Origin of the sequence: Nocardia sp. BMG51109, assembly GCF_000526215.1 — a bacterium.
GTDB lineage: Bacteria > Actinomycetota > Actinomycetes > Mycobacteriales > Mycobacteriaceae > Nocardia.
The window spans coordinates 5187409-5212738 of record NZ_JAFQ01000004.1 but is presented as its reverse complement, the minus strand read 5'-3'; the positions used below and the strand labels follow the sequence as shown (position 1 = coordinate 5212738).

Below are 25330 nucleotides of genomic sequence, written 5' to 3'. Positions count from 1 at the left end.
ACAAACGCACTACATCGCACGCGCGGGAGGGCACAGCACCGCCGACCCTCACTAGGCTCACGGCGTCCGACATCACATGAGGTATCCCCACATCGAGAGGAGTTCAATACAGATGTACCCCTCGCAACCGGTCACACCGGAGGGTGCACGACACACAGCACCACCGACCATGCCGGGCCACCAGCCCCGGATGGTCCACCCCGGCCACCACTCGAGCGGCCAGAATCCCGGTAAGCACAACGCGCTCGCCTCGTTCGTCACCTACGTCAAGGCCATCGAGAACCTCGATCCGACTCGCTTTCCCGACGAGTACGCCGAGCACACCGACCGGATCAAGGAGCTCAAGCCCTTCCTGAAGGCCCACGGCATCCTCGACGTCATGGCGATCAAGAACCCGGACGTCGCCGCGCTACTCGGCGTCTGAGCATCGCCGGCCGGACGCTTCGCGCGGTACCGGGCACCCGGAGTGCCCGGTACTGTCGCAGCCTATGAAGCCAGGCCAGCGCGCGCCCCAGTTCGACCTCCCCGACCAGTCCGGCATCTCCCGCACCCTCGACGCACTGCTGGCCGACGGCCCGCTGGTGCTGTTCTTCTTCCCCGCCGCCAACACCCCGGTCTGCACCGCCGAGGCGTGCCACTTCCGCGATCTGTCCGGCGAATTCGCCGCCCTCGGCGCCTCCTGCGCCGGCATCAGCGCCGATTCGGTCGAGACCCAGGCCGGCTTCGACGACAAGCAGCGGCTGGGGTATCCCCTGCTGTCCGATAACGAGGGCGTGGTGGCCGAGCGGTTCGGCGTGAAGCGCGGCCTGCTCGGCAAGCTCGCGCCGGTGAAGCGGCAGACCTTCGTCATCGATACCGATCGCACGGTCCTGAAGATGATCGGCAGCGAACTGCGAGCGAATGTCCACGCGGATAGCGCACTGGACTTCCTGCGCACCCGAAACAGCTGACAGAAACGCCGAATCGGGACATTCCCGAGGACCGGCATCGGCGCATACGCTGTTGCTATGACTTCGCCAAGCGTGGAGCAACCGTCCGGAACCAGATCCGCGCTCACCACGTGGCGCAATCGGTTCCTCGCGATCCTGGCCGTGGCCGTCGTGCTGGTGGCCGCCTACTTCGTCCTCGCGGCGTTCATCCCGCGCTGGTGGGCGCAGCGCGTCGCGAACATGTCCGGGCACGGCAGCTTCGCCAAGGGCATCTGGTCCGGGCTGGGGCTGGGCCTGGTCTGCACGCTGGTGCCGCTGCTGCTCCTGCTGTTCGCCGTCCTGGTCTGGCGGCGCCGGGCGGGGCGGTTCCTGGCCGGCGCCGCCGCCGTGCTCGCGGTGGCCGTGGCGTTGCCGAATCTGATGACGCTCACCATCGTGCTGGGCGGCAGCAGCGCCGCGCACGCGGGCGAGCGGATCCTGGACGTGGACGCGCCCGGCTTCCGGGGCGCCACCCTCATCGCGGCGATCGTGGCCGCGGCGCTGTTCGCCCTGCTGCTGTTCGTGGTGGGGCGCCGCCGGCTCCGCACACGCCGTACCGCGGGGCGGGCCCGGCGATCCCGGCCGGACGCCGGCTCGGCACCCACGCCGCCCACCGGCGCGACCCCGCCGCCGGAAGCACCGCCGCTGCACTGAACCGCACGTGATAGGTGTCACGTCATCAACAACAGTCGTGACCCACGAGCGAAATCATGGCAAACTTGAGATCTGCCCGTGACCGATTTGAAGTTTCAATCATCGACAGTCCGGCCAACGGAGAGACGTCACGCGGCTGTTTTGAGAGGGCGCGATGTGACGAAGTGGCTGAATCCCACCGAACAGCGAGCTTGGCGGACTCTTGTCGCGCTGACGACTCGGCTACCAGCGGCGATGGATACCCAGCTGCAGCGAGAGTCGGGCGTGACGCATTTCGAATACCTCGTCATGGCGCTCTTGACAGAAGAACCGGGCCACCGCTTGCAGCTGAGCGAGCTCGCTTTTAAAGCAAATGCATCGCTATCTCGACTGTCCCATGTGGTGACGAAATTGGAGCGGCTCGGCTGGGCGCAGCGTGAAACGGTGCGCGGCCGCCGCGGTGCGCACGCCGTGCTCACCGACGCCGGTTACCGCAAGGTGCAGGACACGGCGCCGGGCTATCTGGACGCGGTGCGAGCGCTGGTATTCGACGGACTGGACGACGCGCGGACCGCGGAACTGGTCGAACTCGGTGAACTGCTGGTGGCCCAGCTCGACGCCGGACTGATCCGCGGAATCGGGCGACCGGCCGGCCACCCGGCCCCGCTCACCGACGACGAGCCACCGGACGGGTCGTGACCGCGGCGAGCCGGTGAGCACCCGCCGGCGCGAGATTCCGGGGACGGTCCCTAGGCGCCGGACAGCAGCACGTCGCCGTCCCAGCACGTGTGCGTTCCGGTGTGGCAGGCCGCGCCCTCCTGATCGACGATCAGCAGGACCGCGTCGCCGTCACAGTCCAGGCGCACCTCGTGCACGTACTGGGTGTGCCCCGACGTCTCCCCCTTGACCCAGTACTGCTGCCGCGACCGCGAATAGTAGGTCGCCTTGCGGGTGGCGAGCGTCCGCGCCAGCGCCTCGTCGTCCATCCACGCCATCATCAGCACGTCGCCGGTGCCGCGTTCCTGGGCGATGGCGGCCACCAGCCCGGCCTCGTTGCGCTTCAGGCGAGCGGCGACGGCGGGATCCAGACTCATGCAGACCTTTATATCAATGCGCCGGACGCGCCCGGCGCGCACGACCGGACGCGCTCAGCGCACGACGATGCCCTCGGCTCGCATCGCGTCCTTGACCTGCGGGATGGTCAGGTCGCCGAAGTGGAAGACGCTGGCGGCCAGCACGGCGTCGGCGCCGGTCTGCACGGCCGGGGCGAAATGCTCCACGCGGCCGGCGCCGCCGCTGGCGATCACCGGCACCGAGACCGCCTTGCGGACCGCCTCGATCATCGGCAGGTCGAAGCCGGCCTTGGTGCCGTCGGCATCCATCGAATTCAGCAGGATCTCCCCGACGCCCAGCTCGGCGCCCCGCCGCGCCCAGTCGATCGCGTCGATACCGGTGCCGCGCTTGCCGCCGTGCGTGGTGACCTCCCAGCCGGACGGGGTCGGCGCAGTGCCGTCGGGCACGGTGCGGGCGTCGACCGACAGCACGATGCACTGGGAGCCGAACCGCTGCGACATCTCGCGCAGGATCTCGGGTTCGGCGATGGCCGCCGTGTTGACCGAGACCTTGTCCGCGCCGGCGCGCAGCAACCGGTCCACGTCGGCCACGCTCCGCACACCGCCGCCGACGGTGAGCGGGATGAAGATCTGCTCGGCGGTGCGGGTGACCACGTCGATCATGGTGCCGCGGTCGCCGGAGGAGGCGGTGACGTCCAGGAAGGTCAGCTCGTCGGCGCCCTGGGCGTCGTAGGCGGCGGCGAGTTCCACCGGATCGCCCGCGTCGCGCAGGTTGTCGAAGTTCACGCCCTTCACGACGCGCCCGGCATCGACGTCCAGGCACGGAATCACGCGTACGGCGAGAGTCATGACGGTCCTCCGGTCGTCCCTCCGGTGGCGCGGTCCACCGCGCTGTCGATCAGTTCCAGCAGCTGCTCGTGCACGCCCGGCGCGGCGGCCAGCACCGAGCCCGAGGTGATGGTCCACGGCTCGCCGCCCAGATCGGTCACCACGCCGCCGGCCGCGCGCACCAGCGCGACACCGGCCGCGTTGTCCCACGGATGATGGCCGAACACAACGGCGCCGCCCAGCACGCCGGACGCGGTGAGCGCCAGGTCGATTCCCGTGGAGCCGTGCATCCGCATCCGCCCGGACAACCGGCTCAGCGCGCCGAGCAGATCGAAGCGGAACCGGCCCGGGATGCGGCCGTGGCTGTCGATATTGAATGTGCCGAAGCCGATCATCGCGTCCGACAGCCGGTGGGAGGCCAAGGGCGGCAACGGCTCACCGTCCAGCAGCACCGGCCCGCCGGCCGCCGCGGCGTAGCGCCGGCCCAGCAGCGGCAGCCAGGTCAGCCCCAGCACCGGTTCGCCGCCGTCGACCAGGGCCAGCAGCATGCCCGAGAGCGGATGTCCCGCCGAATAGTTGAAGGTGCCGTCGATCGGGTCGAGCACCCACGCGGTGCCGGAGGTCAGCTCCGGGCCGCCGAATTCCTCACCGTGCACCGGGATTCCGGTGCGCTCGCGCAGCCGGGCCGACAGCGTGCGCTCCAGCTCGAGGTCCAGCTCGGTGGCGAAATCGCCGCGGCCCTTGAGCACCGCGCTCGGAGCGCCGACGCCCTCGACGAACCGCGGCGCCGCGGAGTCCAGGACGCTGCTCGCGACCGCGAGCAATTCGGCGAGGTCGGCGGTGACGGTCATCGCCTCAGCGCACCGCCGCCAGCGCCTCGGGCAGCGTGAACCGCCCGGCGTACAGGGCCTTCCCGACGATCGCGCCCTCCACGCCCTCGTCCGCCAGCCCCGCGACGGCGCGCAGGTCGTCGAGCGCGGAGACGCCGCCCGAGGCGATCACCGGCGCCTCGGTGGCATTGGTCACCTCGCGCAGCAGGGCGAGATTCGGGCCGGTCAGGGTGCCGTCCTTGGTGACATCCGTCACCACGTACCGGGCGCAGCCGTCGCGCTCCAGGCGCTCCAGCACCTCCCACAGATCGCCGCCGTCGCTGACCCAGCCGCGGCCGCGCAGCCGGTACTCGCCGTCGACGAGGCGCACGTCCAGGCCGACCGCGATGCGCTCGCCGTACTCGGCGACGGCGCGGGCGCACCACTGCGGATCCTCCAGCGCGGCGGTGCCGAGGTTGACCCGGGCGCAGCCGGTGGCCAGGGCCGCCTTGAGCGAATCGTCGTCGCGGATACCGCCGGACAGCTCCACCCGCACGTCCAGCTCGCCGACGACCTCGGCCAGCAGCTCGCGATTGGAGCCGCGGCCGAAGGCGGCGTCCAGGTCGACCAGGTGAATCCACTCGGCGCCGTCGCGCTGCCAGGCCAGCGCGGCCTCGCGCGGCGAACCGTAGCGGGTCTCGCTGCCGGCCTCCCCCTGAACCAGGCGCACGGCCTCACCATTGGCGACATCGACGGCGGGTAGCAGCACAAGACTCACGCTCGCAGCCTACTGGGCCGCGGTCCTGGTCCCGGCGCCGGGATGGCGCAAATAGGACGTCGGTCACGGCCACGCGGAGGCATTCACGAGGTTTGCCCGCACGGCTCACGGGCTATCCGTAGAGCGCTGCGCACCCCACGACCGTGATACGGATCGCACGCCGGACGTGGGTATCCTGGGGTCCGCCACCCGACAACCAGCACCACGTCGACGAACAAGGATTCCAGTCATGCCCCGGATCACGCTGCGCCGCTTCGCGATAGCGCTGCCCTCGGCGGCGATGGCCGTGTTCGTGCCGATTGTGGCGCCCACGGCGGCCGCGGCGCCCACCGACCCCGCGCAGCTGGCCGCCTGCGACTTCGGCCGCCAGCTCACCACTTTCGACTTCAACAACTACGACAACTACGACCAGCGCGTCCTGGACCGCTCGACGGGCCCGTTCCGTGATCAGTTCCTCGGCTCCGCCGCCGACCGCCGGGGCCGGGCCACCGGTTCGCACACCATCGCCGAGGCGAAGACCGTCGAATGCCGCACCGAGGCCGCCGATCCCGAACACGCGGAGATCCTGGTGACCGTCGACCAGTCCACCCGCAGCGACGCCACGTTCGGGCTGCCGCAGCCGACGAGATCCAATATGCGCGTCTTCCTGGACAATACGGAAGGCCGGTGGCTGGTCAACCGGGTCGACCCGGTGCAGCCGCCGCACTGAGCGCCCGGATCCGGCGGGGGTCAGGATCCGGCAGAGGGTCAGGATCCGGCGGAGCCACCGTCGACGGACCCCGCGTTGATGTATGCCAGCCAGGTCGGGATGTCGAATGCGGTCGCCAGCAGTGCCGGAATGTCGCCCATGACGGTCCTTTCGACGTGCTCGGGATGCGTGAGACGCACGATAGCCCGAAAGTTGCCCGAATTCGGCGAGCAACGCCGTTCGGACGCGCCGCGCCGGTATCGGGTGCGGCTACAGCGCATTCACCCAGTTGCGGAGCAACCGGGCGCCGGCGTCGCCGGACTTCTCCGGGTGGAACTGGGTGGCGCTCAGCGGTCCGTTCTCGACGGCGGCGAGGAACGGGCCGCCGTGCTCGGCCCAGGTGAGCCGGGCCGGGGCGAGGGGGCCGCCGGCCGGCAGATCCCAGGAGCGCGCGGCGTAGGTGTGCACGAAATAGAAGCGGGTGTCCGGATCCATCCCGGCGAACAGCACCGTATCGGCCGGGGGCGTCACCGTATTCCAGCCCATGTGCGGCAGCACCTCGGCGGGCAGGCGGTCCACGGTGCCCGGCCACTCCGCGCAACCCTCGGTCTCGACACCGAATTCGACGCCGCGCTCGAACAGGATCTGCATGCCGACGCAGATCCCGAGCACCGGCCGGCCGCCGGCCAGGCGCTTGCCGATGATGCGTTCCCCGCGCACCGAGCGCAGGCCGGCCATGCACGCGGCGAACGCGCCGACGCCCGGAACCACCAGGCCGTCCGCGTTCACGGCGATATCGGGGTCGGCGGTCACCGTCACGTCGGCCCCGGCGCGGACCAGCGCGCGATGGGCCGAATGCAGATTGCCGGAACCGTAGTCCAGCAGCGCGATACGGGGAGCGGACACGGTCACAGCGTTCCCTTCGTCGACGGCACCCCGGACACCCGCGGGTCGATCTCCACCGCGGCGCGCAATGCCCGTGCCACGGCCTTGAATTCGGCCTCCGTGACGTGGTGCTGGTCGCGGCCGTACAGCACCCGCACGTGCAGCGCGATGCGAGCGTTCAGCGCGATCGACTCGAAGACGTGGCGGTTGAGCACCGTGGAATAGGGAGCACCGGGGCCACCGGGAGCGGAGCCTGCGGAGCGACCCGATACCGGGCTGCCGGGAATCACGGTGTGCAGCAGGTGATCCGGCTCGCCGGTGTGCACGCAGTACGGGCGGCCGGACACGTCGACGGCGGCGTGCGCCAGCGTTTCGTCCATCGGGATGTACGCGTCGCCGAACCGGCGGATGCCGTGCTTGTCGCCCAGCGCCCGGCCCAGCGCCTGGCCGAAGACGATCGCGGTGTCCTCCACCGTGTGGTGGGCCTCGATCTCGATATCGCCCTCGGCGCGCACGGACAGGTCGAAACCGGCGTGGGCGCCGAGCGCGGTCAGCATGTGGTCGTAGAACGGCACGCCGGTGCCGATATCGGTCCTGCCGGTGCCGTCGAGGTTCAGCTCGACGACGATGCTGGACTCCTTGGTGGTGCGCTCCACCCGGGCGGTGCGGTTCATCGGTGTTTCCGTCATACCTCGACCCCTGTCTTGCGGGACACCCGCACCCGGTCGGCACGATCAGCAGCTGCGCCATTGTCGCTCATCGTGCCTCCAGTTCCGTCGCGGCCAATTTCCCACTGACCCGCAGGAATTCGTCGTTCTCGGCGGCCAGGCCGATGGTGACCCGCAGGTGTCCGGGGATGCCCACGTCGCGGATCAGCACGCCCTCGTCCAGGTACTTCCGCCAGGCCGCCGGGGCGTCGGCGAAGCGGCCGAACAGCAGGAAGTTCGCGTCGCTGGGCGACACCCGATAGCCCTGCTCGCGCAGTTCCCGGGCGACGCGGTCGCGCTGCGCCGCCAGTTCCGCGACGGTGCCCAGGGTTTCGCCGGCGTGCCGCAGCGCCGCCCGCGCGGCCGCCTGGGTGACCACCGACAGGTGGTACGGCAGCCGCACCAGCAGCAGCGCGTCGATCACCGCCGGGGCGGCGGCCAGGTAGCCGAGGCGGCCGCCGGCGAAGGCGAACGCCTTCGACATCGTCCGGGTGACAACGAGTTTCGCCGGGAACCGGTCGATCAGCTCGATCGCGCTCGGGGCGCCGGAGAATTCGGCGTACGCCTCGTCGACGATCACCAGGCCGGGCGCGGCCGCCAGGACGCGCACCAGGTCCGGCAGCGGAATGCTGTGCCCGGTGGGGTTGTTCGGACTGGTCACGAACACCACGTCGGGGCGGCGCTCGGCGATGGCGGCCAGGGCGTAGTCGATGTCGAGGGAGAAGTCGGCGTTGCGCTTCGCCTCCACCCACGCGGTGTCGATGCCCTCGGAGATGATCGGGTGCATCGAGTACGACGGCACGAAACCCAGTGCGCTGCGGCCGGATCCGCCGAACGCCTGCAACAGCTGCTGCAGGATCTCGTTGGAGCCGTTGGCCGCCCACACGTTCGCCACGTCCAACGCCACCCCGGTCTGCCGGGTCAGGTAGGCGGCCAGATCGGCGCGCAGCGCGACCGCGTCGCGGTCCGGGTAGCGGTGCAGATCCACGGCGGCGGCGCGAATCGACTCGGCCACGTCGTCCACCAGCGCCCGGCTCGGCGGATGCGGGTTCTCGTTGGTGTTCAGCTGCACGGGAACCGTCAGTTGCGGTGCCCCGTAGGGCTTCTTGCCGCGCAGGTTCGCGCGCAGCGGCAGGTCGTCGAGGGAGATCGCGGATCCGGGGATGGTCACTGCAGGGCCTCGAATCGAATCCGCACGGCCTGGCCGTGGGCGGGCAGATCCTCCGCGTTCGCCAGCGCGACCACATGTCCGGCAACGTCCTTCAGCGCCGTCTCGTCGTATTCCACGACGTGGATGCCGCGCAGGAAGGTCTGCACGCTCAAACCCGAGGAGTGCCGGGCACATCCGGCGGTGGGCAGCACGTGGTTGGACCCGGCGCAGTAGTCGCCCAGGCTGACCGGCGACCAGGGGCCGACGAAAACCGCTCCGGCGCTGCGTATCCGGGCCGCCACCGCCGCGGCGCCGGCGGTCTGGATCTCCAGGTGCTCTGCGGCGTAGGCGTTCACCACCCGCACGCCCTGGTCGATGTCGTCGACCAGCACGATGCCGGACTGCTTGCCGGACAACGCCTCCGCCACCCGCCGGTCGTGCTTCACCACCGCGAGTTGCGCCGTGACCGCGACGCCGACGGCGTCGGCGAGCTCGGCGCTGTCGGTCACCAGCACGCTCGCCGCCAGCACGTCGTGCTCGGCCTGGCTGATCAGATCGGCGGCGACGTGTGCGGGATCGGCGGTGGCGTCGGCGAGGATGGCGATCTCGGTCGGGCCGGCCTCGGCGTCGATGCCGACCAGACCGCGGCACAGCCGCTTGGCGGCGGTCACGTAGATGTTGCCGGGCCCGGTGATCATGTCGACCGGTTCCAGGGTGGTTCCGTCGGTGTCGGTGCCGCCGTAGGCCAGCAACGCGACCGCCTGGGCGCCGCCGATCGCCCAGACCTCGTCCACGCCGAGCAGTTTCGCGGCGGCCAGCACGGTCGGATGCGGCAGGCCGCCGAACTGCTCCTGCGGCGGCGAGGTCACCACCAGCGATTCCACGCCGGCGGCCTGGGCGGGCACCACGTTCATCACGACGCTGGACGGGTAGACGGCATTGCCGCCGGGCACGTACAGGCCCACGCGCTCCACCGGTACCCAGCGCTCGGTGACCGTGCCGCCCGGAACCACCTCGGTGGTGCTGTCGGTGCGGCGCTGGTCGGCGTGCACCCGGCGGGTGCGCTCGATCGCGACCTCGAGCGCGGTGCGTACCTGCGCGTCCAGCTCGTCGAGTGCCCTGTCCAGTTCGGCGGCCGGAACCCGGACCGTCGCGGGGACCACGCCGTCGAACTTCTCGCCGAACTCCAGCGCCGCCTCGACGCCCCGGTCGCGGACGGCCTCCACGACCGGCCGCACGTGGTGCAGCACCGAGTCGACGTCGACTCCCCCGCGCGGCAGCGCGGCGCGCAGCTCGGCGACGGAGGGAGTGCGACCGCGCAGATCGACGCGGGCCAGCTCGATGCGGGATGTCATAGTCGTGCGGAGTCCTTGCCTGTGCTGGGTGTCACAATCAATGCTGGTCATCGCGTCGACGACGGACGCCGGGGACCATTTACCAGACTATCGGGTGTGCCGAGCGATTTTTCCCACCGCCTCCGGCTCCACCGCCGTCCACCCCGGGCGAGCCGCAGTCACGCCGGGCGCGCTGCGCCGACCGAGACACCGGCGCCGACATCGACAGGAGGCTGCATGGCCGCGACCGACATCCCGGAGAAGGCCCGGGACCTGCTGGAACATCCGCCCTTCGCGAGTCTGGCCGCGATCCGGGGCACTCCCGGCCGCCGGTATGATCGGCGGCCGGGACGAGCGAAAACACGGCCCGGTCGGTAGTCCGGGCGGCCTCGAACGGCTCAGTAACCTCCATCCCAGGGTGTCCGGTTCGTCCTCTCATCCGCGGCCGCGGCACGCCACGTCTTCGGATCCGAGCCGAGCGGCGCCGCGAACTGGCCGCCCGCAAGCGCAAGGCCGAGCGCCGCGGGCATTGACCGTGTTCCGGGCGCAGTTCCCGCACGCAAGGCAGCGGCGAGCGCGCGGCGCCGGGGTCAGCCGAGGCGTTCGCGCAAGGCCGGGAGGCCGTCGCCGTCGAGATCGGCGAGGGCGGCGGGGCGGCCGACCATGACCAGGGCCAGCGCCTCGCCGGGGCCGCGTACCTCGGGGCCGTCGCCCCGCGACCAGTCCACGTCGGTGGCGGTGAAGCGCAGGCCGCGGGTGTAGCGGCGGGGGTTCGCGAACGGGTCGGGATGCGAGAGCACCGCGGCGAGCCGCTCGGGCGGGACCGCACGCGTGCGGCCCAGCGGGCGGCGGATGTCCTGCTGGTGCACGAACGTGTCGGCGAGGGCGAGCTTCGGCAGCAGGCGTCCGAACCATCCGGCCGGAGCGGCGAGCCGGTCGGTCAGCGTCGCGGGCGGGAGCGGTGAGAACTGCCGCACCAGAAGGTCGTTCACGCGGTCGGGCGATCGTCCCCGCAGGGACAGTCCGAGATAGGTCGTCAGCGACACGGTGTCGGTCTGCAAGTGCGCCACCACATCCCGCACCCGCCAGCCCGCACACAGCGACGGTGTCTCCCATTCCTCGTCGGACAGTGTGCGCAGCAACGAGACCAGCTCGGCGCGTTCCTGCGCCAGCATCTGCCGGGTATCCATCGCGAAAGACTAACCGGCGCACCGGGCGCCGGAACAGTGCCGCGACATCCGGTGGCCGCGGCGGCCGGGCGGCCCTCAGACGCGGTCGAAGATGTCGCGGGCGATGGCGAGGGCGGCGTCCCGCCGCTGCTGGTCGGTGAGCTCGAGATCGTTGGTCATCGTCACCGACCAGCTGATCGCGAGCAGGGCCTGCCGGGCGTGGAACACCGCGAGCGGGTCGGCGTCCGGGCCGGTCATCGCCGCGGCGACCTCCACGAACTGGTAGCGCAGCGCGGTACCGATCTCCAATTTGCGGAAGGCGGGCCGATTTTCGGCCATGAAGCGGACGATGTCCAGACCGACATCGTGCATGACGGCGCCGTACCGGGCGAGGATCTCGTGGCCGGTCTCCTTCCCCGGCGGCTGGGCGGCGGCCCAGCCGAGGATCTCGCCGACACCGGCACGCACCTCGTCGGACAGGTCCGCGACGATGTCCTCCTTGGTCTTGAAGTGGTAGTACAACGCGGCCTTCGTGATCCCCAGCCGCTCCGCGATCTCCCGCAGCGAGGTGTTGTCGTAGCCCTGCTCGGAGAACAGCTCCATGGCGACCGCGCGAATCCGTTCGCGCGTATCGGTGCGACGCCCCGCCACCGGGTCACCCGCCTTTCCCATCCATTGCTTGACGGCCGGTCAGCAATCGGCCTACCGTAACGGACCAATACTAGCCGGGCGGCAAGTAATCGGTTTGGCGCCCGTTCGTCAGCAGAGGAGTCGTGCCGTGGCCACACCGAAACTCACACAGATCCTGGCGGGTGCCTCGATGTCGGCGCTCGGCGTTGCCGTGATCCGGGCGCAGGAGACCGCGCGCACGGACCGCCTCTACGCCGATCCGTACGCACAGGTATTCGTCGACGCGGCCCGATCGGCGTTCCTGGACCCGGCGGCGCCGGCGGGTTCCGCCGACACGTGGGAGCGCGTCGAGACGCTGGCCGGCCGCTTCTACGAGGGCCGCACGGTCGGCGTCCGCCTCGCCGACGACCGGGTCCGCGACTGGGTGGGCGCCGGCTGCCGTCAGGTCGTCGATCTCGGCGCCGGGCTCGACACCCGGCCGTTCCGGATGGACCTGCCGGAGGAGGTGTCCTGGTTCGACATCGACCTGCCCGCGACGTTCGAGTTCAAGGAACCGGTGCTCGAACGGGCCGGTGCCGCACCGAGGTGCGGCCGGCACGTCGTCCCCGCGGACCTGTCCGGGGAGTGGGCGAATGCGTTGGCCGAGGCCGGATTCCGCCCGGAGGAGCCCACCGCATGGCTCGGGGAAGGGATCAGCCTGTCCCGCGACAGCGCGATCGCTCTCGCCACGACGATCACCGCGCTGTCGGCTCCCGGAAGCCGCTACGCCCTCGACCGTCTCGCGGTCGCCGAGCGGGACATGCGAGACCTGGAACGGCTGGTCCGCGAGGGGCGGAGCACGCCGGTATCGGCCCGGGGGCTCCCGGACGGCGAGCGGTGGCTCGCCGAGCACGGCTGGCGCACCGAATTTCGCAGTTGGGACGACCTCGTCGCCGGCCTTCCCCGCCGCTGGACCACCGGAAACCCCGAGATCGGAGTCGTTCTCGCGGTGCGGGTGTGACCGGCCGGGCGATCGTCAGGCGCGGGTGTCGCTGTCGATCAGCAGCTTTCCGCTGTTCCCCTTGACGAAGCGCAGGTTCGCCGACTTACTCTGTCCGCCTTTGTAATCCACGCTGGCCACCCGGACGGTCACCGAGCCGTCGGTGCTGGTGGCGCCGCTCGCCACGTCGATGGTGTTGTAGCCCATCACCCGGTTCTGCTCCCAGTACGACTTGAAGGCCTGCTGGCCGCCGTACAGCTGCTGCGCGGCGGGCGTGAGGTAACTCCACGCCTCGCTCGCGTCGGATTCGGTGAGGAGGTCGAAGAAGTTCTGGGTCTCGTCGATGGCCTGCTGCGCGTCCACCGCACCGACGCTCTTGGTCTGGCCGACCGCCGACGCGGCCGAGCTGGAGCCGGACTGGGCGGACGCGCTCGCCGCGGCCGAATTGCCCGGCTGCGACGGGGAATTCGTCTTCGGCGGGCTGAACATCAGGAACATCGCCGCGGCCACGACCGCGACGGCCGCCACCACGCCGACGCCGATCAGCAGCGGCCGGCGGTTCGGCCCCGGCTCGGGTTCGGGCTTCGCCACCCGGTGCGACCTGGTCGGGGGCGAGCCGGGCGCGGCGGGGCGCACCGGCGGCAGATCGGGCTCGGAAATCGTTGCGGCCGCGGCCATCATCTCCGAGGTGGAGATGTCGGCCTGGGCGGCGCGACGGTCCAGGGTGGGTGCCGCGCGGCGGCCGGCGGGCCGATGAGTGGCCAGCATCCGGGTGGTCTCGGTGCCGTCGCCGAACTCGGCGAAATCGGCCAGCTCGTCCCGCACGTCCGTCATGCTGGGCCGGTCCTCCGGCTCGAAGCTCAGCAGCGACAGCAGCAGATCGGTGAGCGGGCCGGCGTTGCGCGGCTGCTTCAGCTGCCCGTTGGCGGCGGCGTACAGCAGCGCCAGCGGATTCGGGTTGGTGCCGTACGGCGGCTCGCCCTCCAGGGCGTGGAAAAGCGTTGCGCCCAGGGCGAATACGTCCGAGGCCGGCGTCGGCTCGGCGCCGCGGGCCACCTCCGGCGCCAGATAGGCCGCCGTGCCGGAGATCAGGCCCGTCGCGGTCAGCGTCACATCGCCCTTGGCCTTGGAGATGCCGAAGTCGGTGATCTTCACCGTGCCGTTCTCGGAGAGCAGCACGTTGCCGGGCTTGACGTCGCGATGCACGATGCCGGCCCGGTGCGCGGCCACCAGCGCCGAGGCGACCTGCTCGCCGACGCGCGCCACCTGCGGCAGCGGCAGCGGGCCCTGCGAGGACAGCACCACCGCCAGGCTCTGCGACGGCAGATACTCCATGATCAGGCACGGATCGCCGTGGTGATCGGTGATGTCGAAGACCACGATCGCGTTCGGATGCTGGAAGCGGGCGGCGTTGCGGGCCTCCCGCGAGGCGCGCTGCCGCACGATTTCCTTCTCACCCGCCGGCAGGCTGGGCTGGGTGAGGATCTGCTTGATCGCGACGGCTCGCTCGAGACGCTCGTCGACGGCACGCCAGACGACGCCTGTGCCGCCGCTACCAATCCGTTCGACCAGGCGGTAATGCCCTGCGATCACTTGGCCGGTTTCGATGGCACTACTCCGAGTTCTCCGCGATCCGTGACTTACCGCGCGCAGTTGCCCGCGCGTTCCTCGCACGAGTGTAGCGGTCCCCACGGGCGGGTCTGTCGCCGGAGCGAGATACGCGCGAAATATGTGCGGATACACGGAGATGCGGGCGAGATCACGGCGCGATCCGGCCGAGACCGGCCGCGCCCGACATCACCGGCCGGTCACCGTTGCGCCGATTTCACCCCTGCGCCCGCAGGAACCGGCCCGCGGCCTCCACGGCCGGTCCGGAGCTGCCCGCATCGCTGATGAACACCGCCACCGCCAGGTCGCCGTCGATGCCGACGAACCAGCCGTGCGCGTGCTTGTCGTCGATGTACTCGGCCGTGCCGGTCTTGCCCAGCATGCCCGGGATATCGCGCAGCCCGGTCGCGGTGCCGTTCGTGACCGTCTCGCGCATCATCGTCCGCACCTGTTCGGCGACGGCCGCCGGGAGTGGATCGGGCACGCGGTCGGGCACGCCCGGTTTACCGGCGACGACGGTCGGGGCGGGCACGGAGCCGTGCGCCAGCGTCGCGGCGGCCAGCGCCATACCGAACGGCGAGGCCGTCACGGTGCCTTGACCGATTCCCTCCTCGACGCGCAGCGCGGAGGTGTCGGCCGGGGGCACCTTGCCGGTGACCGTGGTCATCCCGGGCGCGGTGTAGTCGACGCCGATACCCAGTTGCGCGGCCGCCTCGGTCAGGCCGGCGGGCGGCAGATTCGCCGCCAGCCGGCCCATCGTCGTATTGCACGACCGCGCGAACGCCGTGTGCAGCGGGACCGTGCCGAGGTCGAAGTTGTCGTCGTTGGGGATCTGGCGGCCCTCGATGTTCTCGGTGCCGGGGCAGGCCACCATGCTGTCGGGGGTGACCTGACCGGCCTGCAGCGCCGCCGACACGGTCACGGTCTTGAACGTCGAGCCCGGCGGATACAGGCCGGTCAGCGCGATCGGCCCCTGCGCGTCGGCGGCGGGATTCTGGCCGACGGCGAGCAGGTTTCCGGTCGAGGGCTGGATCGCGACCAGCGCCGCCGGGGTCGCGATCGGCTCCAGCGCCGCGTCGGCGGCGTGCAGCATGCCGGTGTCGAGGGTGGTCGGGATGTCGGCGACCGGTTTCGGGTCGGCGCCGCCGACCCGCTGGGTGGTGCCGTCGGCCGCCCGGGCCCGCACCGCCCACCCGGACGCGGCGTCGGCGTCCTGCTGCCACAGCTCCGACAACCCCGACAGCGCGGCCGAGGAGAGCGTCCGGTCGGTGGTCAGCAGCCGGTTCTGCGGCGACAGCGTGACATTCGGCAGCGCGGCCAACTGCTCGCGGATCGGGTCCAGGTCGGACTGGCGCAGCGCGAGCGCGGTCACCGGTTTGCCCTGAGCCCCGGCCAGTTCCGCCCGCAGCGATGCGGCCGTGACGCTCGGCTCGATCGGATTCAGCAGCGCCGCAACGGCTTCCAGGTCGGCACCCGGTGCCACGCCGACCAGCGTGACGATCTGCTGGGTGAGCAGGTCGGCCCCGGTGCGGTCGAGCACGCGCGCGGCGGGATCCGGTGCGACGGTGTCGTAGCCGAGCGGGCCGGCGTCCAGCCCGGGCGCGACCGTCGCCGGATTCCAGCGGATCTTCCAGGTGTCCCCGGATTCGACCGCGTCGCCGGTGGTCCGGTAGGTCCACGGATTCTTGCCGTCGGGCCCCAGCTTCCAGGTGGTGTCGAGGGTGAAAGTCGCGCCGGCGTCGGTCTTGTCGATCCCGGCGACCTCGATGCGCACGTCCTTGCCGAGTCCGTCGAACAGCGTGCCGAGCGTGCCGGACGCCTGCGCCGGATCGGTGGTGACCGCGGCCGCGGCGGCTGTGTCGTCGCGGCCGATCGCATCGGCGAAGGTGTGTACCGTGCTGTCCAGCCGATCGGCGGACTCGTCGCCCGAGCAGGCGGTGGCGACCAGGAGCGGAGCGGCGAACAGGGCGAACAGTTTCATACCGGTGCGCACCCGGCCGACCCTACCGGGCGCGAGCACCGGTGCGCGGGACGCGCGCGGGCTCAGTGGTACAGCCACGGCGCCGCGACCAGCGCGTCGATATCCGCGTCGTCGAGGTCGATATCGAACACCTCGGACAGGGTCTTCGGCAGGTCGGACTGCGCCACGTCGCGCGAGTGCGAGCTGCCGTCGGGATACTCCGTGACCCAGCCGGCGCCGTCGAGGACGTCGTGCGCCTCCGGCCGGAACCGCTGTACGTACGGGCGGGTGACGAACGGCGAACGCGGCGAGGTGGAGACGAAGTGGCTGCCGACCGCGTAATCGATGCGGTACTGCGGGTTCAGCGTGAAGCGGTACCGGGCGATCCAGCCGTCGCGCGCGAAATGGTGCAGCGTCCACTGCTCGGCGCCGAGTTCGCCGCGCCCGCGCTCGAGCCGGAAGCGCCAGTCCCCCGCCCGCACCTCCCCGGCCCCGGGATCCAGTTCCAGCGGCGCCGACGGGCCGCCGCCGAAACCCACGTCGCACAGCCACACTCGCTCGTCGTCGGCGGTGGTGACGCGCAGCAGCGCATGGGTCGCCGGGCGCAGCCCGCCCGCGGCGCCCATGTCGACGCGCCCGTGCAATCCGGTCACGCCGAAGCCGAGACGTTCCAGCGCGGCCGCGAACAGGCCCACATGCTCGTAGCAGTAGCCGCCCCGGCGTCGCCGGATCATCTTGTCCTGCAACGCCTCCGGCTCCAGCGGGATCGACCGGCCGAGGATGATCTCCAGATTCTCGAACGGGATCGTCGTGGTGTGGGCGTGCTGCAGCCGGTGCAGGGTCTCGACGGCCGAGACCCGCGCACCGTCGAAACCGATGCGCGCGAGGTACGCGTCCAGGTCGAGGGCGTCGCCGTTCCAGTGGTACGCCGGATCCGCCGGCTTGGTCATCGCGCCTCCTCGTCGGGTGCGCCGGAATCGACCGGCCTCTCCCTCAACCCGGTTCGGCCCCGGCATGTTCCGCGCACGGCGGCGGACCGGATCATCGCGGGTCGGCGAGGGTGGCCATGCCGTCGCGATAGCTCGGCAGCGCGGGATGCCAGCCCAGTTCCGCGGCCGCCTTGGCGTTCGACACCCGGATCGACATGTCCAGCATCTGCCGGGCCACCAGCGGCGCGCCCAGCCGCACCAGCCGGGCCGGGAGCCGGGGCGGCCGCGGCGCGCCCACCGCCCGGGCCATCGCCGTGTACACCTCGTCCCAGCGGGCGGGTTCGTCGTCGACGATGTTGTAGGCCGTATCGGCCCGGCCTCGTTCCAGCGCGGCCACGGTCGCCGCCGCCGCGTCGTCGACGTGGATCCAGCCGGTCAGGCCGGTGCCGCGGCCGGGCAGCGGCAGCAGCCGCAGTTTCAGCATCCGCACGAACGGGTCGGAGGCGCCGGGGCCGTAGAAGAATCCGTAGCGCAGCGCGACCGACTCGAGGCCAGGCGCCCGCGCGGGCAGCGCCTCGGCCGCGCGCAGGGCCGCGAGGAAACCGGCGGCCGGACCGCCGTCGGACAGCCCGAACTCGGCCTCCTCACCGACCGGTTCGGCGCCGTGCTCGCACAGGCCGTAGCCGAGGATCAACGACTGCGTCACGAACCGGTGGGCGCCAACGGCTTTCGCCACGTCGAGCAGGTTCTCGGTGCCGGTGGTGCGCAGCCGGTCGGTGCGGCGCAGGCCGGGACTGCGGTAGTGGGTGGGCGGGGATCGGCGGTAGGCGGTCAGTTCGTGGATCACCGCGTCGGCGCGCACGCCCTCGACCGCGCGCAGCAGATCGGCGCGATCCAGCACGTTCGCGACGATCGGCCGCAGCCCTCGATCCGCGAGCCGCCGCGCCCCGCCGGCGCCCCGGCTCAGCGGAATCACCTCGTGCCCGGCCGCGCCGAGCGCCCGGACCAGGGGCCGGCCGATCGCTCCGCTCGCGCCCGCCACCACGACTCGCACCCGAATCACCCCACGGTATCGCTGGTCCGACAATGACCGTCTCCCTCGACGGTACCGACGCCGCCTGCGAACCCGCCGATATCGGCCGAGCGCCGCATCGACGTCCGGCGCACGCGCTCACGCAACCACGACGCCGCACACCACCCAGGCAGACACCTGCGTCCGGAGAAGACGGCCGGGCGACCTCGACGCCGACGTCGCTCCGGCCCCACATACGGCGCCGAATAGCAGCGACCTCGACGACAGCGGCCTGGCGACCGCGGCGACGCTGGTCGCCACTCCGGTCACACGCTCGGTGCCGGGCGGGGGCGACCTCGACTCATGCTGCGCACTTCGCGTCGGGTGGGGCGGGTGGGGCCGTCACGATGCCGCGGGCCACGTCGACCACGTAGTCGGTGCTCGGACCGGCGGGCTCGGTGCCCTGCAGGAGGCGTTCGACGACGCAGCCGCCCTCGAAATAGGCGGGGCCCACGGTGTGCTCGCCGGGGACCACCCTGCCGTCGAGGTCGCGGCCGGTGACGATCGTGTACATCGAGACCGGCTTGCCCGCGGCGGCCAGCGCGACGCGCATCTCCACGGTGGTGGGATAGGGCACGACGCGGTCGGCGACGCCGTGCACCAGGAAGCTGCGGCGCACCCCGATCCGCTGGGCCAGCAGCGCCGGGGACCGCTCGGCGTAGACCTGGGGGCAGGCCGCGGGCGGGCAGCCGGCGTCGCGTTCGATCTGACCGCGCAGCTCCGGGCCGGCCAGGTCGGCGAACAGCCAGGCGCTGAAATCGTCTGCGGGACCGAAGTTGTCGACCCAGTAGTCGAACAGGCCGGGCGGCGCGGCGGCCGCCACCAGGCCGCTGGTGATGCCGCCCTGACTCCAGCCCCACAGCACCGTGCGCGCGATCGAGGGATGCTCGTCGCGATACCAGCGCGTGGCGGCCAGCACGTCGTCGCGGCCCGCCCGCAGATTCCACTCGCCGGGAATCCACCGGCTGTCGTCGCCGCGCATGTCCATCAGCAGCATCGGCGTCCCGGTGCGGCGGACGATGGAGATCAGGTAGTCGGACAGGTCGGCGGAGGTGCTGTTGTGGCCGTGCACCGCGACGACCAGGCTGCCCGGATCGGCCGCGGCCGCGGCGCAGCCGGTGGGCTCGTAGACGCGGCCGGTGGCCGTCTCGCCGTCCACGGGCAACTCGACCGGCCGCACCGCGACCCCGCACGGTTCGGCCGAGACATCCGGTGCCGCAACGACTGTCGACGCCAGGATGCCGAGCAGCACCAGGCTCAGCACCGGCCGGCGGATGTGACGCCTCATCGTGGCATCATCGCACGTCGAGGGCCGTACCCGTGGCGGGTTAGGATTCGTGCATGCGTTCGATCGATGCCGCGCAGCGGCGGAACCGCGCCGCCGTACGGCACCGGCTGGCACCCGCGTCCCGCACCGACGACGCGACCGCGATCGCCGAGGCCGTCGTGGCGTTGCACGCCACCGATCCGGCGACGGTGTTCCTGTCGGTGACGGCGCGCAGCCGCGACCTCGAGCCCGCGCACGTCGAGAAGGCGCTGTACGAGGACCGCACACTGCTGCGCCTGCTCGCCATGCGGCGCACCATGTTCGTGGCCCCGGTGGATCTGCTCCCGGCGTTGCAGGCCGGGGTGGCCGACGCACTGGCAGTCAAGCAGCGCCGCACCTACGGGAAGTATCTCGAGGGCGTCGTCGAGGGGGATATCGCGAGCTGGCTGGCGGAGGTCGAGGAGGAAACCCGGCGCGAACTGCTGGCGCGCGGCTCCGCGACCGGGGCCCAGCTCGGCGCCGCGGTGCCCCGGCTGCGCACCCAGGTGGACACCGCGCCCGGCAAGTCGTACTCCAAGCCCACCAACATCACCACCTGGGTGCTGGTGACGCTCGGCTGCGCCGGGCACATCGTGCGCGGCCGCCCCGGCGGGAGCTGGACCAGCAGCCGGTACAGCTGGGCTCCGACCGAATCCTGGCTGCCCGCAGGGGTTCCGGCGATGGCGGCCGGCGAGGCGCGCACCGAACTGGCGCGCCGCTGGCTGTACGCCTTCGGCCCGGCACCCGTCGCCGACCTGAAATGGTGGACCGGATGGTCGCTGGCCGAGGTGCGAAAGGCGTTGGCGCCGTTGGACATCGCCGAGGTGGACCTCGACGGCGCGACCGGGATCGCCCTGGCCGGCGATCTCGACCCCGTGCCCGCGCCCGACCCGTGGGCGGCCCTGCTGCCGGCGCTGGATCCCACTCCGATGGGCTGGCAGTCGCGGGACTGGTTCCTCGGCCCGCACGGCCCGGCGCTGTTCGACCGCAACGGGAACATCGGCCCCACCGTGTGGTGGGACGGCCGGATCGTCGGCGGCTGGGCGCAGCGCCCGGACGGCGAGATCGCCTGGCGGCTACTCGAAGACGTCGGCAACGATGCGCGGGCGCTGATCGAGAGCGAGGCCGAGCGGGTGCGCGGGTGGTTCGGCGACGTGCGGGCGATCCCCCGCTTCCGCACGCCGCTGGAGCGCGAGCTGAGCGCCTGAGCCCGTGGATCGGACCGGCGCTACATGTCCAGCCCCAGATCCAGTGCTCGGACCGAGTGGGTGAGGGCCCCGACGGCCAGGTAGTCGACGCCGGTGCGGGCGTAGTCGGCGGCCATGTCCAGCGAGAGGCCGCCCGAGGACTCGAGTTTCGTTCGCGGTGACCGGGCGTCGCGCCGCTGCACGGCGGCCTGGGTGGCCCACAGCGGGAAGTTGTCCAGCAGCACCAGTTCCACGTCCTCGGCCAGGACCTGGTCCAGCTGTTCGAGGCTGTCCACCTCCACCTCGCACTCGATGTCCGGGGCCAGCTCCCGCACCGCGCGCAGCGCCGCGACCACCGACCCGGCGGCGACCACGTGGTTGTCCTTGATCAGCGCCGCGTCGCCCAGCGCCATCCGGTGGTTCGTCCCGCCGCCGACCCGGACCGCGTACTTCTGCAGGGAACGCAGGCCCGGCAACGTCTTTCGGCTGTCCCGGATCCGGCACCGGGTGCCGTCCACCGCATCCACCCAGGCGGTGGTCGCGGTGGCGATGCCGGACAGGTGGCACACCAGGTTCAGCACGGTGCGCTCCGCGGTCAGCAGCCCGCGGGTCGGCGCGACCAGGTCGAGCACCGCGTCGCCGGCACCCACCCGGGTGCCGTCGGCGACCCGGCCGGTCACCTTGTAGTCGTCCGCGCCGATCACCTCGTCCAGCACGAGCAGGCCCACATCGAGCCCGGCCACGGTCCCCGGCTGCCGCGCCGTGATCGACGCCTCGACCGTGGCGTCCTCGGGAACCGTTGCCGCCGTGGTGATATCGGGCCCGTACCGCAGATCCTCGGCCAGCGCCGTGCGGATCAATTCCACGACCTCCGCGCGGTCGAGCCCGCCGTCCCAAGCCATCATCAGCCCTTTCCTTCGTTCACCGGCGGAGCCGCCGCCGGGCCGCGATTCGGCATCATGCCCGGGACGCCGCCAAGGGCGTTCCGGCCGGACCGGTCCCCTCGGCGACCAGTTGCGGGCGGCCGTCGGGGCCGAGCCGGACCGGAAGGCTGCGTCGCAGGTCGTCGCGGGATTCGGGGTGGTCGGAGCGGGTGTGGCAGCCGCGGCTCTCGGTGCGGGCGGTGGCGGCGACCAGGAAGGCGCGGGCGGTCAGCGTCAGCGCCGCGTCCTCCAGTGCCGTGATCGTCGCCGCGGCACCGGTGTCGCGCGGATCGGGCCGATCGCGATCGGTGGCCGAGATACCTTCCGCCGGTGCGCCCTCCGCCATCTCGGTCGCCGAATCCGTTGCGGGCCGGTTCCGTTCGCCGGAGCCGTCCGCCGATCCGGCCGTCAGCGCGCCGTGCCCGGCCGCCGGACGCCCGGTCGAATCCGAGAGCAGCTGCAACACCCGCAGCACCGCCGACCGCAGGCCCTCGCTGTCGCGGACGACCGAGGCATGGTCGGTCATCAACTCCTGCAGGGATTCCCGATCGGCGCGCGGGTAGGTCACGGGGTCCAGCTCCGTGACATGCACGCGCTCGCCGAGCCGTTCGGCCGCCACCGCACCGGCCCGCTCGCCGACGACGAGCCCCTCGAGCAGGCTGTTGGACGCCAGCCGGTTCGCACCGTGCAGGCCGGTGCGGGCGACCTCACCCGCGGCGTACAGGCCCGCGACGGCGGTGCGCCCGTGCGCGTCGGTCACGATCCCGCCGCACTGGTAGTGGGCGGCGGGGGCGACGGGGATCGGGTCCGAGCGCGGATCGACTCCGGCGGCCAGGCAGGACGCGGTGATGGTCGGAAACCGCTGGGCGAAACCGTCGATCGCGCGGGCGTCCAGGTACACGTGGTCGGCGCCGAGGGCGCGCATGCGGGCGGCGATGGTCCGCGACACCACGTCGCGCGGCGCCAGATCGCCCCGCGGATGCGCCCCGGCCGTCACCGGCTCACCGTTCGCGTCGACGAGGGTCGCGCCCTCGCCCCGGACCGCCTCGCTGATCAGCGGTCGCCGGCCGAGCGCGCCGGGGGTGTACAGCACCGTCGGATGGAACTGCACGAACTCCAGGTCGGCGACCGTGGCGCCGGCTCGCAGCGCCAGTGCGATCCCGTCCGCGGTCGCCCCGGGCGGATTGGTACTGCACGCGTACAGCTGCCCCAGTCCGCCGGTCGCCAGCAGCACCGCGGGGCTGTGCACGACCCCGAACCCCTTGTCCGACACCGTGATCACGCCCCGCACGCCGTCCGGCCCGGTCACGATGTCGACGGCGGCCGTACCGAACAGCACCGGCAGCCCGGCCGCGTTCAGCGCCCGCTGCACCTCCGCGCCGGTGGCGTCGCCGCCGGCGTGGATGATCCGGCGGGTGCTGTGCCCGCCCTCCCGGGTACGCGAGACCTGACCGTCCCGTCTCAGGTCGAAGACGGCGCCGAGATCCGACAGCGCGGCCACCGCAGCCCGGCCGCCCTCGACGACCGAGCGCACCACCGCCGGATCGCAGAGGCCCGCGCCGGCCGCCAGGGTGTCGCGCACATGCGCTTCGACCGAATCGCCGTGCGGCGCAACGACGGCGATGCCGCCCTGGGCGTACTGCGTCGAGGTGTCGGTCGGACCGCCCTTGCTGAGCGTGAGCACCCGCAGCCCGCGCACGGACGCGGCGCGCGCGGCGGTGAGGCCGGCGACTCCTCCCCCGATCACCACCAGGTCGGCCTCGGCCTCCCAGGTGCTGGACGGCGTGTTCATCGGCTCGCACCGCCGCGGCGTACTCGACGGGCGCGGATCCCGTTCACTCGCCACCGCCGGGGTTGCCCAGGGAGATCATCCGCCGCACCGACTCGCGGGCCAGCGCGGCGGTGTCGGCGTCGACGTGCACCTCGTCGCGGTTGTCGGTCAGGCAGCGCAGCAGCGCCGCCGGGGTGATCATCTTCATGTACTTGCACGACGCCCGGTCGTTGACCGCTTGGAAGTCGATTCCCGGTGCGGCCCTGCGCAACTGGTGCAGCATGCCGATCTCGGTGGCGACCAGGACCCGGCTGGATCCGCCCCGCTCGGTCCGCACCGCCTTGGCGGCGTCGACCATGCCGCCGGTGGACAGGATGTGCACCCGGTCGGCCGGGAAGGCGCCCGCGCCGGCCAGATACAGCGCCGAGGTGGCACACCCGCATTCGGGATGGACGAACAGGTCGGCGTCCGGGTTCCGGTGCGCCTGCTCGGTCAGCTCGTCGCCGTTGATGCCGGCGTGCACATGGCATTCACCGGCCCAGATGTGTATGTTCTCGCGGCCGGTCACGCGCTTGACGTGGGCGCCGAGGAACTGGTCGGGCAGGAACAGCACCTCGCGCTCCGGATCGATGGAGGCCACCACGTCGACGGCGTTCGACGAGGTGCAGCAGATGTCGGTCAGCGCCTTCACCGCGGCCGTGGTGTTCACGTACGACACCACCACGGCGCCCGGATGTTCGGCCTTCCACGCGCGCAGTTCGTCGGCCGATACGGAGTCGGCCAGCGAGCAGCCGGCCCGCTGGTCGGGGATCAGCACCGTCTTGTCGGGGCTGAGGATCTTGGCCGTCTCCGCCATGAAGTGCACACCGCAGAACACGATGGTGTCCTCGGGCGCCTCGGCGGCGATGCGGGACAGCGCCAGCGAGTCGCCGACGTGGTCTGCCACGTCCTGGATCTCGGGCAGCTGATAGTTGTGCGCCAGGATGGTCGCGTTGCGCTCGCGCGCCAGGCGCCGGATCTCCTGCGCCCATTCCGGGGTGGCGTCCACTCCCGTGAACCCCGTGGGACCGTCCGTGACGTGCCCGGCAGACGTCATAGTCGCCATGGCATGGCTCCTTCCTCATGCGCTCGGCAGCTCGCCGATTCGCATCCACGCAGTTTTCGACTTATGATCGAAAACGTGGCCTATGGTAGCACCATTCACGAATCGCTCACCGCGGTGTTCCAGGTTCGTCGCTTTCCCGACACCGTCTCCGCAGGTCGCGGCGACAGTGCGCCGGTCGATCCGCAGTTGGCGCGGTGCGCGGAGGGCTGGCATACCGAACTGGCGGTCCTGCTGTGGGAGCGAGCCATGGAGCCGCAGACCGGCACCTGGTCGCTACCCGGCGGCCGCCTGCGCGACGACGAGGACCTCGACGTGTCTGCCCGCCGCCAGCTCGCGGAGAAGGTGGACGTGCGCGAGCTGTGGCATATCGAGCAGCTGTCGGTGTTCAGCGATCCGTGCCGGGTCCCCGGCCCGCGCCGCATCGCGTCGGCCTATCTCGGCCTGGTCCCGCTGACCGCCGATCCGCGGCTGCCCGACGACACCCGCTGGCATCCGGTCTCCGCACTGCCGCACATGTCGTTCGACCACGGGACGGTCGCCGACCACGCCCGCACCCGCCTGGCCTCGAAGCTCTCCTACACGAATATCGCCTTCGCCCTGGCCCCGTCCCGGTTCACCATGTCGACCCTGCGCGAAATCTATTGCGCGTCCCTGGGTTACGAGGTGGACACCACGAACCTGCAGCGAGTCCTCAGCCGCCGCAAGGTGATCACCCCCACCGGCGACACCGCCTCACCGGGAAAATCGGGCGGCCGCCCCGCCGCGGTCTACCGCTTCACCGACGACGGCCTCCGCGTCACCGACGAATTCGCGGCCCTGCGCCCCCGCGCGTGAACTC

Annotated in this window: 26 protein-coding genes; 8 read left to right on the top strand and 18 right to left on the bottom strand. The window is 71.7% G+C overall.

Features of this window, described 5'->3' with window-relative positions:
• Positions 1 to 190 precede the first annotated feature (190 nt).
• From D892_RS42110 to D892_RS42105, 4 genes are all read left to right on the top strand, one after another.
• Positions 191 to 424, top strand: coding sequence for a hypothetical protein (locus tag D892_RS42110; RefSeq protein WP_024803860.1), 234 nt, complete (start codon positions 191 to 193; stop codon positions 422 to 424).
• A gap of 64 nt (positions 425 to 488) precedes the next feature.
• Positions 489 to 950 (top strand): peroxiredoxin, encoded by a 462-nt coding sequence (locus tag D892_RS0125015; protein ID WP_024803859.1) that lies wholly within the window; start codon positions 489 to 491, stop codon positions 948 to 950.
• A 57-nt stretch (positions 951 to 1007) separates the two neighbouring features.
• Entirely contained in the window at positions 1008 to 1622 is a 615-nt protein-coding gene (locus D892_RS0125010; protein WP_024803858.1) for a hypothetical protein, read from the top strand.
• 156 nt (positions 1623 to 1778) lie between these two features.
• Positions 1779 to 2300 (top strand): MarR family winged helix-turn-helix transcriptional regulator, encoded by a 522-nt coding sequence (locus D892_RS42105; protein WP_232236160.1) that lies wholly within the window; start codon positions 1779 to 1781, stop codon positions 2298 to 2300.
• 50 nt (positions 2301 to 2350) lie between these two features.
• Here D892_RS42105 and hisI read toward each other — a convergent pair whose 3' ends face one another.
• Genes hisI through priA form a run of 4 tightly spaced genes read right to left on the bottom strand, consistent with a single transcriptional unit; the run spans position 2351 to position 5089 of the window.
• Entirely contained in the window at positions 2351 to 2695 is a 345-nt protein-coding gene (gene hisI / locus D892_RS0125000) for a phosphoribosyl-AMP cyclohydrolase (protein ID WP_024803856.1), read from the bottom strand.
• 54 nt (positions 2696 to 2749) lie between these two features.
• Positions 2750 to 3523, bottom strand: coding sequence for an imidazole glycerol phosphate synthase subunit HisF (gene hisF, locus D892_RS0124995; protein ID WP_024803855.1), 774 nt, complete (start codon positions 3521 to 3523; stop codon positions 2750 to 2752).
• Positions 3520 to 4353, bottom strand: coding sequence for an inositol monophosphatase family protein (locus D892_RS0124990; RefSeq protein ID WP_024803854.1), 834 nt, complete (start codon positions 4351 to 4353; stop codon positions 3520 to 3522). The genes hisF and D892_RS0124990 overlap by 4 nt, the downstream gene beginning before the upstream one ends.
• 4 nt (positions 4354 to 4357) lie before the next feature.
• Positions 4358 to 5089 carry a bifunctional 1-(5-phosphoribosyl)-5-((5-phosphoribosylamino)methylideneamino)imidazole-4-carboxamide isomerase/phosphoribosylanthranilate isomerase PriA gene (gene priA, locus D892_RS0124985; protein ID WP_024803853.1) on the bottom strand — a complete coding sequence of 244 codons (732 nt, stop codon included), beginning with the start codon at positions 5087 to 5089 and terminating at the stop codon, positions 4358 to 4360.
• Between the two features lie 229 nt (positions 5090 to 5318).
• On the opposite strand from priA, the gene D892_RS0124980 reads away from it, so the two are divergent.
• Entirely contained in the window at positions 5319 to 5798 is a 480-nt protein-coding gene (locus D892_RS0124980) for a hypothetical protein (RefSeq protein ID WP_024803852.1), read from the top strand.
• Between the two features lie 249 nt (positions 5799 to 6047).
• On the opposite strand, the gene hisH is transcribed toward D892_RS0124980, so the two are convergent.
• From hisH to D892_RS0124940, 6 genes are all read right to left on the bottom strand, one after another.
• The gene (gene hisH, locus D892_RS0124970) at positions 6048 to 6683 is read right to left on the bottom strand and encodes an imidazole glycerol phosphate synthase subunit HisH (protein ID WP_024803851.1); all 636 of its coding nucleotides are present in this window, start codon (positions 6681 to 6683) and stop codon (positions 6048 to 6050) included.
• A gap of 2 nt (positions 6684 to 6685) precedes the next feature.
• On the bottom strand, positions 6686 to 7351 hold the full coding sequence (hisB, locus tag D892_RS0124965) for an imidazoleglycerol-phosphate dehydratase HisB (RefSeq protein WP_024803850.1): 666 nt from the start codon (positions 7349 to 7351) through the stop codon (positions 6686 to 6688).
• A 67-nt stretch (positions 7352 to 7418) separates the two neighbouring features.
• Positions 7419 to 8540 carry a histidinol-phosphate transaminase gene (locus D892_RS0124960; RefSeq protein WP_024803849.1) on the bottom strand — a complete coding sequence of 374 codons (1122 nt, stop codon included), beginning with the start codon at positions 8538 to 8540 and terminating at the stop codon, positions 7419 to 7421.
• Positions 8537 to 9874 carry a histidinol dehydrogenase gene (gene hisD / locus D892_RS48755; protein ID WP_024803848.1) on the bottom strand — a complete coding sequence of 446 codons (1338 nt, stop codon included), beginning with the start codon at positions 9872 to 9874 and terminating at the stop codon, positions 8537 to 8539. The genes D892_RS0124960 and hisD overlap by 4 nt, the downstream gene beginning before the upstream one ends.
• A gap of 569 nt (positions 9875 to 10443) precedes the next feature.
• A complete protein-coding gene (locus tag D892_RS0124945) occupies positions 10444 to 11043 on the bottom strand; it encodes a maleylpyruvate isomerase family mycothiol-dependent enzyme (RefSeq protein WP_024803847.1) in 600 nt (199 codons plus the stop codon).
• Between the two features lie 75 nt (positions 11044 to 11118).
• Complete coding sequence (locus tag D892_RS0124940; protein WP_024803846.1) at positions 11119 to 11694, bottom strand: TetR/AcrR family transcriptional regulator; 576 nt, start codon at positions 11692 to 11694, stop codon at positions 11119 to 11121.
• A 106-nt stretch (positions 11695 to 11800) separates the two neighbouring features.
• On the opposite strand from D892_RS0124940, the gene D892_RS0124935 reads away from it, so the two are divergent.
• A complete protein-coding gene (locus D892_RS0124935) occupies positions 11801 to 12652 on the top strand; it encodes an SAM-dependent methyltransferase (RefSeq protein ID WP_024803845.1) in 852 nt (283 codons plus the stop codon).
• Positions 12653 to 12667: 15 nt separating this feature from the next.
• Here the strand turns inward: D892_RS0124935 and D892_RS0124930 are convergent, their stop codons facing one another.
• From D892_RS0124930 to D892_RS0124910, 5 genes are all read right to left on the bottom strand, one after another.
• Complete coding sequence (locus D892_RS0124930) at positions 12668 to 14224, bottom strand: serine/threonine-protein kinase (protein ID WP_024803844.1); 1557 nt, start codon at positions 14222 to 14224, stop codon at positions 12668 to 12670.
• Positions 14225 to 14456: 232 nt separating this feature from the next.
• Positions 14457 to 16220: a penicillin-binding transpeptidase domain-containing protein gene (locus D892_RS0124925; RefSeq protein ID WP_036569777.1), complete on the bottom strand. Its 1764-nt coding sequence runs from the start codon at positions 16218 to 16220 to the stop codon at positions 14457 to 14459.
• A gap of 62 nt (positions 16221 to 16282) precedes the next feature.
• A complete protein-coding gene (locus tag D892_RS0124920) occupies positions 16283 to 17149 on the bottom strand; it encodes an arylamine N-acetyltransferase (RefSeq protein ID WP_024803842.1) in 867 nt (288 codons plus the stop codon).
• A 91-nt stretch (positions 17150 to 17240) separates the two neighbouring features.
• Positions 17241 to 18182, bottom strand: coding sequence for an NAD(P)-dependent oxidoreductase (locus D892_RS0124915; protein WP_024803841.1), 942 nt, complete (start codon positions 18180 to 18182; stop codon positions 17241 to 17243).
• Positions 18183 to 18501: 319 nt separating this feature from the next.
• The gene (locus D892_RS0124910; RefSeq protein WP_024803840.1) at positions 18502 to 19488 is read right to left on the bottom strand and encodes a S9 family peptidase; all 987 of its coding nucleotides are present in this window, start codon (positions 19486 to 19488) and stop codon (positions 18502 to 18504) included.
• 53 nt (positions 19489 to 19541) lie between these two features.
• Between D892_RS0124910 and D892_RS0124905 the strand changes: the two genes are divergently transcribed.
• Complete coding sequence (locus D892_RS0124905) at positions 19542 to 20714, top strand: winged helix DNA-binding domain-containing protein (protein ID WP_024803839.1); 1173 nt, start codon at positions 19542 to 19544, stop codon at positions 20712 to 20714.
• Positions 20715 to 20734: 20 nt separating this feature from the next.
• Here the strand turns inward: D892_RS0124905 and nadC are convergent, their stop codons facing one another.
• The 3 genes from nadC to nadA are packed head-to-tail and all read right to left on the bottom strand — an operon-like array spanning position 20735 to position 24492.
• Positions 20735 to 21595 carry a carboxylating nicotinate-nucleotide diphosphorylase gene (gene nadC, locus D892_RS0124900; protein WP_024803838.1) on the bottom strand — a complete coding sequence of 287 codons (861 nt, stop codon included), beginning with the start codon at positions 21593 to 21595 and terminating at the stop codon, positions 20735 to 20737.
• A 55-nt stretch (positions 21596 to 21650) separates the two neighbouring features.
• Positions 21651 to 23408, bottom strand: a complete 1758-nt coding sequence (locus tag D892_RS0124895; RefSeq protein WP_024803837.1) for an L-aspartate oxidase — start codon at positions 23406 to 23408, stop codon at positions 21651 to 21653.
• Between the two features lie 43 nt (positions 23409 to 23451).
• Positions 23452 to 24492 carry a quinolinate synthase NadA gene (gene nadA, locus D892_RS0124890; protein WP_024803836.1) on the bottom strand — a complete coding sequence of 347 codons (1041 nt, stop codon included), beginning with the start codon at positions 24490 to 24492 and terminating at the stop codon, positions 23452 to 23454.
• Positions 24493 to 24567: 75 nt separating this feature from the next.
• Here nadA and D892_RS0124885 point away from each other — a divergent pair, with 75 nt between their 5' ends.
• Positions 24568 to 25326 (top strand): NUDIX domain-containing protein, encoded by a 759-nt coding sequence (locus D892_RS0124885; protein ID WP_024803835.1) that lies wholly within the window; start codon positions 24568 to 24570, stop codon positions 25324 to 25326.
• Positions 25327 to 25330 lie beyond the last annotated feature (4 nt).

Excerpts from the sequence above, each read along its gene's own strand:
- D892_RS0124940 (WP_024803846.1), bottom strand. The coding sequence starts at position 11,694 with ATGGGAAAGGCGGGTGACCCGGTGGCGGGGCGTCGCACCGATACGCGC.
- nadA (WP_024803836.1), bottom strand. The coding sequence starts at position 24,492 with ATGGCGACTATGACGTCTGCCGGGCACGTCACGGACGGTCCCACGGGG.
- D892_RS0124905 (WP_024803839.1), top strand. The coding sequence starts at position 19,542 with ATGCGTTCGATCGATGCCGCGCAGCGGCGGAACCGCGCCGCCGTACGG.
- hisI (WP_024803856.1), bottom strand. The coding sequence starts at position 2,695 with ATGAGTCTGGATCCCGCCGTCGCCGCTCGCCTGAAGCGCAACGAGGCC.
- hisF (WP_024803855.1), bottom strand. The coding sequence starts at position 3,523 with ATGACTCTCGCCGTACGCGTGATTCCGTGCCTGGACGTCGATGCCGGG.
- hisD (WP_024803848.1), bottom strand. The coding sequence starts at position 9,874 with ATGACATCCCGCATCGAGCTGGCCCGCGTCGATCTGCGCGGTCGCACT.
- D892_RS0124925 (WP_036569777.1), bottom strand. The coding sequence starts at position 16,220 with ATGAAACTGTTCGCCCTGTTCGCCGCTCCGCTCCTGGTCGCCACCGCC.
- hisB (WP_024803850.1), bottom strand. The coding sequence starts at position 7,351 with ATGACGGAAACACCGATGAACCGCACCGCCCGGGTGGAGCGCACCACC.
- nadC (WP_024803838.1), bottom strand. The coding sequence starts at position 21,595 with ATGGCTTGGGACGGCGGGCTCGACCGCGCGGAGGTCGTGGAATTGATC.
- D892_RS0124990 (WP_024803854.1), bottom strand. The coding sequence starts at position 4,353 with ATGACCGTCACCGCCGACCTCGCCGAATTGCTCGCGGTCGCGAGCAGC.
- D892_RS0124895 (WP_024803837.1), bottom strand. The coding sequence starts at position 23,408 with ATGAACACGCCGTCCAGCACCTGGGAGGCCGAGGCCGACCTGGTGGTG.
- D892_RS0124910 (WP_024803840.1), bottom strand. The coding sequence starts at position 19,488 with ATGAGGCGTCACATCCGCCGGCCGGTGCTGAGCCTGGTGCTGCTCGGC.
- D892_RS0125015 (WP_024803859.1), top strand. The coding sequence starts at position 489 with ATGAAGCCAGGCCAGCGCGCGCCCCAGTTCGACCTCCCCGACCAGTCC.
- D892_RS0124980 (WP_024803852.1), top strand. The coding sequence starts at position 5,319 with ATGCCCCGGATCACGCTGCGCCGCTTCGCGATAGCGCTGCCCTCGGCG.
- D892_RS0125010 (WP_024803858.1), top strand. The coding sequence starts at position 1,008 with ATGACTTCGCCAAGCGTGGAGCAACCGTCCGGAACCAGATCCGCGCTC.
- D892_RS0124920 (WP_024803842.1), bottom strand. The coding sequence starts at position 17,149 with ATGACCAAGCCGGCGGATCCGGCGTACCACTGGAACGGCGACGCCCTC.
- D892_RS0124945 (WP_024803847.1), bottom strand. The coding sequence starts at position 11,043 with ATGGATACCCGGCAGATGCTGGCGCAGGAACGCGCCGAGCTGGTCTCG.
- D892_RS42110 (WP_024803860.1), top strand. The coding sequence starts at position 191 with ATGGTCCACCCCGGCCACCACTCGAGCGGCCAGAATCCCGGTAAGCAC.